This is a genomic window from Flavobacterium sp. (genome assembly GCF_043779715.1).
Lineage (GTDB): Bacteria > Bacteroidota > Bacteroidia > Flavobacteriales > Flavobacteriaceae > Flavobacterium.
Genome location: NZ_JAYWDT010000011.1, coordinates 1 through 11,212 on the forward strand (window position 1 = coordinate 1; position 11,212 = coordinate 11,212).

Below are 11,212 nucleotides of genomic sequence, written 5' to 3' on the forward strand. Positions count from 1 at the left end.
TTGTCGAGTCCAAGCCCTCTCCTATTTCCTTCAGCACAAAAATAACAAGTATTAAAATCGTTGAAAGTTTGCTCCGAAAAATATTGAACACCTCCGTAATTTCCTTTTTGCAAATACATTTGCATCATTTTTGCAACATCAATAGAATTAGAAAAAATTCCCGCATGACCTGCAACACCACCTTGCATTGCCGCTCCCATATCATGCACATATCCTTGAAGTACTTGATGACGGAAATAAGTATCAACTTCCGTTGGCGGAATTATACTCATATCGAATTTTTGCAAAGGATTATATAACGTATTATTCATTCCTAATTTAGAAAAGAAATTTTCTTGAGATAAAACATCTAGCTTTTTATTGTTTGCTTTTTCTAAATATTCTTTGAGTAAAATAAAAGTAAAATCGCTGTATTTATATTCTTTTTTAGGCAATAATTTACTTTGAATTATTTTATTTATAATGGTGTCATTATACGATTTACTAATAAATAAATTCTCTGAAACTTGCTGCGAAAACCCAATTAATTCTGTTTTTCGATAATATTTTTTTAACGGAAGTTTAGTTACCGAATCTACTGTGCTTTTGTAAAACGGAATCCAAGCTTGCAAACGAGCATAATGTGATAACAAATCTTTAAATCGTATAGAATCTTTGTCTGTTCCTCTTACTTCTGGAAGCATAGAACCCAGTGTTGTTTCTAAATTTATCTTTTTTGCGTCATATTCCTGCATTACATTAGGCAATGTTGATACAATTTTTGTTAACGATGCAATATCATAAATATCTGAATTTTTTACTTTCGTTTCATTCTTATATGTATGATAACCGAATGATTTCTGATAAATAACTTTACCTTTTCTGGCTACCAAAACTTGAGCGCCAGGCGTCATTTTTCCATCAATGGCTTTTTTGGCAATGGCTTCAATTTTAGATAATATTTCAGAATTCATTCCCACATTTTCAGGTGTTGTAAATCCTAATCTGTTTATTTTTTTAGTTGTTAATCCATCTCCTTGTTTAAAAAATTCAGCAATAGAAACTGGAATTTTCCCTTTTGCTTCGATAGTTCCAAAAACTAATTCTGCAGAAACTTCCTGTGCAATATCACCATTTTGATAGGTTAAGATTAATCCTTTTATATTATCGAAATTCTTAATCTGCAATAAAGTATATGGCTTTGCAAACACGTCGAGAATTACAGTATTGTTCTCCGATATTTTCTGAATCCAAAGTAATTCTTTTTCTGTAAATTCATGTTTTTTCCAAGCTTTATCAGATTTATGAAAACCTATAATAACTGTATTATATTGTTTTAATTCCTGATTTAAACTATCAATATTTTCATTAAAAACTTCGGTAACTTCGGTATATTTATTTAAGGTTGATAAAAAAGTATTTCCCGAATCGTCACCTAATTTTACATAGGCAATTTTACTTTTAGCCAAATCTTTTATTGGCAAAATGGAATCTTTATTTTTTAAAAGTGTAATCGCATTTTCATAGAGTTTATATTGTAAAGAATTGTTAATCGGCTTATTCAAATCTTTATATAAAGTATTAGTTTCAATAGGTTTGTATTTATTTAAACCTGATTTGTGTTTGTATTTTAATATTTTTTTTACCGAAAACTCTATTCTATCATCAGTAATTAATGTGTCTTTGTAGGCTTGCGTAAATTTCTCGATTGCCGTAGGAACATCTTCTGGGAAAAGTAAAATATCATTTCCGGCAAGGAAAGCTTCTAAATCTATTTCGCCTGGTTTTTTAAAATTACTAGCACCTTTCATATTCAGTGCATCGGTAAAAATTAAACCTTTAAAACCCAAATCTTTCTTTAAAACATTGGTTACAATATTGTATGATATTGACGACGGATAATTGGGACGATTCTCTAAACTTGGTACGTTAAGATGTGCCACCATTACCGATGCTAATCCTAAACTAAACATTTTTTTGTACGGATAAAACTCCACTTCATCTAATCTCTCTTTTGAAAAATTAATTGTTGGCAAACCATGATGGGAATCGGTTTCTGAATCACCATGTCCTGGAAAATGCTTTCCTGTCGAGAAAACACCTTGATTTTGAAAACCTTTCATCAAAGAAACGGCTCTTTTAGTCACTTCTTCTTTATTTTCACCAAAAGAACGATTTCCGATAATTGGATTGTTTGGATTTGTATTAATATCAATTACCGGAGCAAAATTAAACTGAATTCCAATTCGCTTGGTTTCCTGTCCCATTTGTACGCCTAATTCTTCAATAAGTTTCATGTCTTGAATGGCTCCAAGTGTCATATTCCAAGGATAACGATAAGTAGAATCTAGTCGCATACTTAATCCCCATTCAGCATCATTTCCAATAAACAAAGGAATTTTAGATGCTGCCTGAAAACGATTGGTTATTTTTGCTTGACGAACTGGTCCACCTTGAAAGAAAATTAAACCGCCAATTTTATAATTTTTTATCAGTTTATCTAACCCATTAAAATGAATAGTATCTTTGTTAGAATAGGCTGCAACCATAAATAATTGCCCTAATTTTTCTTCGAAAGTCATAGTATTATAAATACTATCTACCCATTTTTTTTCTGAATGTGTGTCTTCAAAAAGATTGAAACCAACTTTTGAAGGATCAATAAATTTTTCGGTTTTAGATTTTTCTACATTTTTAGAAATGGCATTTTTTTCCTTACTCAAATTTTTATTTACAGAACAATTGACCATAAATAAAGTGAGTACAGAAAACAATAGAAACTTAAAACCTAAATTTTTCATTATAATTCTTTATGATTGTCCGCTTTGCGGGCTATTTTTTTACCAAAAATTGCTTCGCCAATTCGCTATTGCTTGGGTCACAGATTTTTCTTTGATTCTTAAATTTGTCTGATTTTTTCACCGCGAATTCTCGAATTTATAATCTGTGAATCTGCGGTAAAAAACGTTATGCAATTTTTTAAAAGAAGCGACTGTGCCAACTATCTTCTGCGGGAACTTCCCAAGATTCGTTAAACTCTTCAATAGAATTTACTAGATTATTAAAGACAATTGTCGAACCTGTAACGGCTTTGTCTTTTGCCATTTTTTTGAACTCGATTAATGTTTTGTGTGCTACAAACTCACCATTTTTGAAAGTTACATTCATTTTGTCCAACAAATCGACTTTGTATTTTTGTTCAAATTCTTGAATAAATTGAACCGATTTATCGATAGAACAACCTGTCGCTACTTGCACTTCCGGATTTACTGCAAAAATGATAAATCGATTATATTTTAGCAAATAAGATGCTTCAAGACTTGTCCCATGTGCAGACCAATCTTGAATAAATGCTTCTGTTGAAACCTTGATTTCAGCAAATTCCTCATCGGTAAATTTACGATTGGATTGGTAAATCCAAATTTTTGATTCTAATGGTAAGTCTTCAAATGGAACTAACATATTTTATTTTTTTTAAAATGTAGAGACTAATCCAAAACCAGTAGTTTTCCCATCATAATATGGAATAAATGCTGTTTTTGTATTTGATTCTTTTTTGTTTGTAAAAATTTTACTTACAATTGGGTATAACCAATATCCCGCTTTAGCACTTAAAATTCCTATTCCTGCTCCAGCAACCACATCAGACAACCAATGTCTATTATTATACATTCTGAAAAGTCCTGTTCCTGTAGCAACTACGTAACCTGATACTCCGTACCAGATTGATTTTTCTTTATACTCTTGATATAACAACTCTGCTCCCATAAATGCTGTAGCGGTATGCCCTGAAGGAAATGAGTTAAAAGATGTTCCGTCCGGTCTTTCCGATACGGATGTCCTTTTTAAAGTGTTTACTGCTAATCCCATAATTAAATAAGATGTTGCAGAAATTATAGTCTTGTCTTTAAAATTATTCTTACTTTTTATTCCCAATGCATCTATAACATATATTGAAACCAAAGGTGCGTATTGAGAAAAATCGTCTATTGTTATTTTTTCATCAATATGCTCTTTTACTTCTTCTTTTATTTCAGCATTAAAAGACAATAATTGATGACTTTCTAATCCTATAACGCCGTATCCTATTAAAACGCCTGGAATTACTAGTTGTTTATAATTAAGTTTTATATTTTTATTTTCATCAACCTTAACAGAGTCGATAGAAACATTAGTATTTATTTCTTGTGCAAACGATGATGAACCTATGCAAAGAAAAAGTAATGGTATTAAAAATATTTTTTTAATCTTAAAACAAAAATTATACATTATAAATCTTGAGCGTTAGGAATTAATTTTAAGTAATGATTATAAATTTATTATTATAGCTTTTTAATTCCTTTTAATACTTTAAAATATCTAAAATCTTTTGCTTTTGAATCATAAAATTCTTCTTCTATAAATTCTATTGTAATCTTATCATCTTTCTTTAGAAGATTTTCAGTTATCAAATTTGAATTTTCAAAAAAATAAAGCATTAATAGTGAGTGTGTTCTTCCTGAATTATCTTTAACAGAAATACTTAAAAAATCATTTTTAACAAATTCAATAAATTGCCCTTCAATTTTTAAATTTACTAAAATATTATCAACTACTTTTCTATTTTCCAATTCGTCCCTACCAAGTTGAAGAATTACATCCGGACAAGATACCAGCATTTTCATTGCCACCTTTTCTCCTAGTTTGCTCATCCCTTCTTCATTATCAAGATTTATTTTGTCTTTTCCTTTAAATTTATCAGAACTCTTAGAATAACTTTGTAGCATACAAAAACCTAGCTCAGTCTCTAATGTTTCTTTAGGTAATTTACTGAAATCCAATTTTTTATTACTTAAACATTCACATGTGTCCTTACCAACAATTTCGTATACATCTTGAGAATATACAATGTAATTAAAAAGTAAAATCGTTACTATAAATATTTTTTTCATATTATAAATCTTGAGCGTTTGCAATAAGTTCGGCGATATCCATCACTTTTACGTCAGCTTCTCTTTCTTTGTTTTTTACACCATCGGTTAGCATTGTGTTACAAAATGGGCAACCTGCTGCGATGATTTCTGGTTTGGTTTCTAGAGCGTCCTCTGTCCTTTCAACATTGATTTCTTTGTTTCCTGGTTCGGCATCTTTAAACATTTGTGCACCACCTGCTCCGCAACATAATCCGTTGGCTTTAGAACGCTTCATTTCGACTAATTCTGCATCTAATTTTTGAATTAATTCTCTTGGCGCTTCATATATTTTGTTGGCACGTCCCAAATAACATGGATCATGAAAAGTGATTCTTTTTCCTTTGAATTGTCCACCTTCAATGGTTAATCTTCCGTCGTCTAACAATGATTTTAGGAATTCTGTGTGGTGAACTACTTCGTATTTTCCGCCTAATTCTGGATATTCATTTTTTATTGTATTAAAACAATGCGGGCAAGCGGTTACGATTTTTTTTGCTTCATAAGCATTTAGCACCTCGATATTCATCATGGCTTGCATTTGAAACAAAAATTCGTTTCCAGCTCGTTTTGCTGGATCGCCTGTACAGCCTTCTTCTGTTCCTAATACTGCGAATTCGACGTTTGCACGGTTTAGAATTCGTACAAAGGCTTTGGTTATTCTTTTTGCTCTATCATCGAAACTTCCTGAACATCCTACCCAAAATAATACTTCTGGTTGTTTGCCTTGGGCTAGCATTTCGGCCATTGTAGGCACTATTAATGTTTCTTGCATAATCTGTTTGTTTGTGGATTTGTGGATTTGGTTATTCGATTAAACAAATAACTGAATCCACAAATAACCAAATTTTTATTCATCTTTTCCGTCGTCGAAGACTTGTATTGTTACTTGTTTATCTATCAAATCTGTAAATTTTCCTTGGTAACGTGTTGCTTTTACTAGGTGGTTGTCTATCCAGTGATAGTTTCCTCCTCGTGGTTTTCCCATGACCATTCCGTGGTATTTGAATCCGTGCTTTTTGAGCCAGATTTCGGTATATTCTCGGTGTTCTTCGGTTCTTGAGGTAAAAAAGAAAATTATATGTCCTTCGTCGTACCATTTGTTTAGCGTTACTAATGCGTCTGGATATACTTGGGCAGTTAGCATTCGTTCTGGTTCTTCGTTTGGAATATCATCGCAAATGGTACCGTCTATGTCTATCAGATAGTTTTTCACTCCTTCTGGTAAGATGGGGCTTATGGTTTGTCCGTTTTCTGATGCGGCTACTAAACTTTTATCTAAATCTTCGATATTCATTGTAATGCTTATTTATGCTGTGTTTGCGTGAGGGATTATAGTGAAAATCCTTTTCTTTTTTTTTAAAAAAAAGAAAAGATTACTTCACTTGATTTTCATTTTAATCGGAGTTCAGTGAACTTCGTTTGTAACGGAAAGCCCGACCCTTTTCGGGTCACGCCCAAAATATTATTTTATTCGTTTTTCCAATTTAATCGGTCTTGCTGGTTATATTGCCATGGCGCTCCGTTGTTTTCGATATTTGTCATCATAGCATTTAGCGACTGTGGCGCAGCACTTTGCTCCATAACTAGGTAACGACGCATATCCATAATAATAGACAATGGGCTAATATTTACAGGGCATTCTTCGACACAAGCGTTGCATGATGTACACGCCCAAAGTTCTTCGGGTGTGATGTAATCGTTCAATAAAAATTTTCCGTCTGGAATAAATACGCCTTTGTTGGCATCGATATTATTTCCTACTTCGACCAAACGATCACGAGTATCCATCATGATTTTTCTTGGCGATAGTTTTTTCCCTGTTTGGTTAGCTGGACATGATGATGTGCAACGACCACATTCGGTACAAGTGTAGGCATTTAACAATTGAACCCAATTTAAATCTTGTACGTCTTGTGCGCCAAATTTACTTGGAACTGCATTCTCATCTGATGCTGGAGCGGCAAATGGATCGGCATTTGGATCCATCATTAGTTTTACTTCTTTTGTTACACTTTCTAGATTATCGAACTGTCCTTGTGGTTTTAGATTCGCAAAATAAGTATTTGGGAAAGCTAATAATATGTGTAAATGTTTAGAGAAATATAAATAATTTAGAAATACTAAAATTCCGCAAATGTGTAACCACCAAGCGCCACGTTCTATCATTATTACTAATGATTCTGACATTCCGTTGAAAATAGGTGCTAAAAATTGACTGATTGGAAACGAACCTGCTTGTGTATAATGATGTACTCCCATGCTTTGCAACCATAAATCGGAAGCGTTTAAGATTAAAAACAAAGACATTAATACTATTTCGAAATATAAAATATAATTGGCGTCAGATTTTGGCCAGCCTTTTAAATCTGAATGGATAAATCTTTTTAGTTTGATAACATTTCTTCTGACCAAAAAAGTAATAACTGCAACTAATACTAACAGTGCTAATATTTCGAATGAACCTATTAACACATCGTAAAGTACTCCTAAAAAAGCAAAAACTCGGTGCGTTCCGAATAATCCGTCGATCATGATTTCTAGAACTTCTAGATTGATAACCACGAATCCTACATAAACAAATATGTGAAGAATTCCTGCTACGGGACGTTTGACCATTTTAGATTGTCCGAGTGCAATCATTGCCATATTTTTCCATCTTTCTGATGGATTGTCAGAACGGTTTATATCTTGTCCTAGTTTTATGTTTCGGATAATTTTTTTGACATTGATAGCAAAATACCCAATTCCTATGGACAGAATAATGAAAAATAATATATTATCTAAATAGCTCATAAATAGTTATTTGTGGTTTATTGTTTTTGTATTGGTTGCTCTACATAAGGTTTTTCTTTTTTACCAAAAAGAGAAACATTTACATATCTTGTTGGATGCAATCTTACATCTTGTAATAATAATTCTAATTCTTTTGATGCTTTAGATAGGTTAGTATACATCGCATCATCTTTCAATAATTTGCCCATTGTACCTTTTCCTGACTCTAAATTTGTCATGATTTTATTGACATTGTCTAAAGTTGCTTCTAAATTTTTAACTGTTGCTCCTAGATTTGCTTTGTCTAAATCGGAAGAAATCTTGGCAAAATTCTGAGTAGTTTTATCTAAATTAGCCACTGCACTGCCTAATTTCTCTTTGTTATCTACCAATATGTCATCTACATTTTTAGATACTTTACTAAAATTCGACATGGTTTTGTTTAGCTCGGCAATGGCCGTTTTTAGATTTGTTTGTGTTTGTGCGTCTAGAACGGTGTTTAAATTTGATATTAAAGCATCAGCATTTGCCAAAACTTTGTCTAAACGAGCTTGAAGTGGTTCTAATTTTTGTCCCAAAGCGTCTGTTAATCCTAGTTTTATTCCTGACAATAGTTTATCGCCATCAATAGTCATATTATTATCTTTATAATTAGGTATAATTGCAATTTGTTTGCCTGCAATAACCCCTGGCTCATAAATTTGTGCCACACTTGTTTTTGAAATTGGAAACTGATCATCGTCTATTTGAAGCTCAACCAGTAGTTTTCCGTTTGTATTTAGTATTATCGAATTTACTTTTCCTATAACTTTTCCGCTTACTGTTACTGGTGCCGATGTCGCCAATCCTTCTACATTATCGTATTCAACAAATAATTTTTTGTGGCTGTTAAATAAATTTTGACCTTTCAGGAAACTGTATCCCCAAATGAACAACAAAATTGAGGCAATGACTAATATGGCGGTTTTAATTTCTTTAGTGATTTTCAAGATAAAATATTTTTAACAAAATTAATAAATTCTTATTAGTATTACTTCTTTAATGCTTCGTTTAGGCTAATTTTTAATCCATTTTTAAATGCTACAATAAAAGCAGAATCATATCCTTTAGTTTTTGCTTCAAGCAATTGCATTTTGGCAATAACATAATCGTTAGTTTCTCCGTACATATATTTGTAGTAATCTTTTTCTAAAACAAATGAAATTTTATCTAAACCATTAAAATTTTCTGGTTTTGATTCTATTTTAGAAGTACTTGCTTTTAGTTGGATTTTAAAAACTGGTTTACTTGTGTCTAATTTTTTAGCATCAGCTGGTTTTTTTATTTCTTTTGATGTGTCTTTAGTTTGAGTTTGAACATTTACTTTTGGTGTAGAATCTTTTACAACTGGTTTTTCATATTTTTTGATATCAATAACTGGCATTGTACCCCCAAAATGCTCTACTTTCATTCTAAAAATAGCATCAGCAATCGTTTTAGCGATATTGTTTTGTCCTTCTTCAGAGTTTAGGTAAGCTCCTTCTTCTAGGTTAGAAATAAACCCTGTTTCTACAAGAACTCTAGGCATAAATGCTTTGTGTAAAACCATAAACGGTGCTTGTGCCACACCACGAGATTTTCTATTTAATTTGTTTTCTAAACCATCTTGAATTCTGCTGGCTAATTCGATACTTTGGTCTAAATATTCCTCTTGCGCTAATGTTGCGCTTATGAGCGATTCTGGCGAATTAGGATCATATCCTGCGTATTTTTTCTTATAATTATCCTCTAGCGTAATTACTGCATTCTCTTTCTTTGCAATAGCCAAACTCGAAGCACTTTTAGAAAGTCCCATAACAAAGGTTTCAGAACCAAATGGTCCAGGTTTTACATTTGCATTACAGTGTATTGATATAAAAAAATTAGCATTGGCTCTATTTGCAATATTAGCTCTTTCTACTAATTCGATAAAAGTATCATCGTTTCTAGTGTATATAACTTGTACATCAGGGTCTGTCTCTAATATTTTTCCTATTTTGAGAGCTATTCCTAAATTTATATTTTTTTCGACACAACCATTGTACACAGCTCCAAAATCTTTGGCGCCATGTCCTGCATCAAGAACAACTTTAAATTTAGAATTCGTTTGTCCTGAAGTTGTTGCAACAAAAACTAACGATAAGATTAAAACTAAATGTTTAATTTTTAATGTGAATTTCATACTTGTATTTTTTATAAGTGACCCTAAAGGTTATAATTTTACTAAATGCTTAATTTTTTTAAAAATAGATTGTAAGTTTGTCACTTCAAAAATTAAGCCATATTTTTACAAAAATAGTATTTATAGCGTTGCGTACAAACTTATTTCATATCGTTTTTTTAGCTTTTTTATTAACTTTTGGATATAACACTTCTTATTCCCAAGAGTTACCTAAAAAAAGCCCTTCTATACCTACTAAAAACCAGGCAGATAGCCTAAATATTGGTGTGAAAAACATTGTTAAAACTACCGACACCATCAAAAAAGATAGTATTACTAAAAAAAAGCGATTACTTGAGGCTCAAATTAAGTATAAAGCTGCGAAATATGCTAAAATAAATCAAAAAAAGAAACAAATTACACTTTATGATAAAGCTGAAGTGTATTATAAAGATATTGAACTAAAGTCTGGAACTATCGTTATAGATTACGAAAAAGACGAAGTTTATGCAGGTCGAATAAAGGATTCTACTAATGCATATTCGCAATATCCATATTTCAAGCAAGCAGAAAATGTGGTCGAACCAGATTCTATTCGTTTTAATTTTAAAACAAGAAAAGCCTTAATTTGGAATTCTAGAACCGACCAAGACGAATTTAGAGTAAAAGGAGAGATTACAAAACGAGAAAACGATTCGGTTTATTTTATAAAAAATGCTCGTTTTACCACTTCAAAAAATCTAGAAGATCCAGAATATTACTTTTTGGCTCGAAAAATAAAGCTAGTTCCCGGAAAAAAAGTAGTAACTGGATTTACAAATATGGTAATTGCAGGTGTTCCTACTCCTATCGCCATTCCGTTTGCGTATTTTCCTTTATCTAAAGAGCGTAATGTTTCTGGAATAATTATTCCAACTTTTGGAGATTCGAATGCTCAAGGTTATTTTTTGCAAAACGGAGGATATTATTTTGCACTCAGTAAGCATTATGATTTGGCACTTTTGGGCGATTATTATACCAACGGAAGTTATGCCTTTAGAGCAGAAACGAATTATGCAAAGATTTATAAATACCGTGGTAATTTAAACTTCAGGTTTGAAAATCAGATTACTGGCGAGCGTGGCTTACCTGGTTATGGGAAAAATAATATTTATAATTTACAATGGAGCCATTCTCCGGATTCTAAAGCAACTCCAAACTCGAGATTTTCGGCATCGGTAAATTTAGGAAGTCAAAAATATTTCAAAAGCTCATTTAATCAAATAAATAATTCAGCTTCGTTAAACAATACTTTAAGTTCATCTATAAATTATTCGAAAACATTCAACAC

Annotated in this window: 10 protein-coding genes; 1 reads left to right on the forward strand and 9 read right to left on the reverse strand. The window is 31.8% G+C overall.

Annotated features, from left to right (window positions below; genetic code table 11):
• The 9 genes from ACH2BG_RS00450 to ACH2BG_RS00490 all read right to left on the reverse strand — a co-directional run.
• On the reverse strand, positions 1-2,780 hold a 2,780-nt coding region (locus tag ACH2BG_RS00450), incomplete at its 3' end, for a glycoside hydrolase family 3 N-terminal domain-containing protein (protein ID WP_395045772.1).
• A 178-nt stretch (positions 2,781-2,958) separates the two neighbouring features.
• A complete protein-coding gene (locus ACH2BG_RS00455; protein WP_395045773.1) occupies positions 2,959-3,441 on the reverse strand; it encodes an ABC transporter ATPase in 483 nt (160 codons plus the stop codon).
• A 12-nt stretch (positions 3,442-3,453) separates the two neighbouring features.
• Positions 3,454-4,248: a phosphatase PAP2 family protein gene (locus ACH2BG_RS00460; protein WP_395045774.1), complete on the reverse strand. Its 795-nt coding sequence runs from the start codon at positions 4,246-4,248 to the stop codon at positions 3,454-3,456.
• 53 nt (positions 4,249-4,301) lie between these two features.
• Positions 4,302-4,910, reverse strand: a complete 609-nt coding sequence (locus ACH2BG_RS00465) for a hypothetical protein (RefSeq protein ID WP_395045775.1) — start codon at positions 4,908-4,910, stop codon at positions 4,302-4,304.
• 1 nt (position 4,911) lies between these two features.
• Positions 4,912-5,703, reverse strand: a complete 792-nt coding sequence (locus ACH2BG_RS00470) for a (Fe-S)-binding protein (protein ID WP_395045776.1) — start codon at positions 5,701-5,703, stop codon at positions 4,912-4,914.
• 75 nt (positions 5,704-5,778) lie between these two features.
• Complete coding sequence (locus ACH2BG_RS00475; protein ID WP_395045777.1) at positions 5,779-6,225, reverse strand: phosphoheptose isomerase; 447 nt, start codon at positions 6,223-6,225, stop codon at positions 5,779-5,781.
• 173 nt (positions 6,226-6,398) lie between these two features.
• Positions 6,399-7,724: a 4Fe-4S dicluster domain-containing protein gene (locus ACH2BG_RS00480; protein WP_395045778.1), complete on the reverse strand. Its 1,326-nt coding sequence runs from the start codon at positions 7,722-7,724 to the stop codon at positions 6,399-6,401.
• 17 nt (positions 7,725-7,741) lie between these two features.
• Entirely contained in the window at positions 7,742-8,692 is a 951-nt protein-coding gene (locus tag ACH2BG_RS00485) for an MlaD family protein (protein ID WP_395045779.1), read from the reverse strand.
• A 41-nt stretch (positions 8,693-8,733) separates the two neighbouring features.
• Entirely contained in the window at positions 8,734-9,903 is a 1,170-nt protein-coding gene (locus tag ACH2BG_RS00490) for an N-acetylmuramoyl-L-alanine amidase (protein WP_395045780.1), read from the reverse strand.
• A 77-nt stretch (positions 9,904-9,980) separates the two neighbouring features.
• Between ACH2BG_RS00490 and ACH2BG_RS00495 the strand changes: the two genes are divergently transcribed.
• Positions 9,981-11,212: putative LPS assembly protein LptD (locus ACH2BG_RS00495; RefSeq protein ID WP_395045781.1), on the forward strand; the 1,232-nt coding region annotated here is incomplete at its 3' end.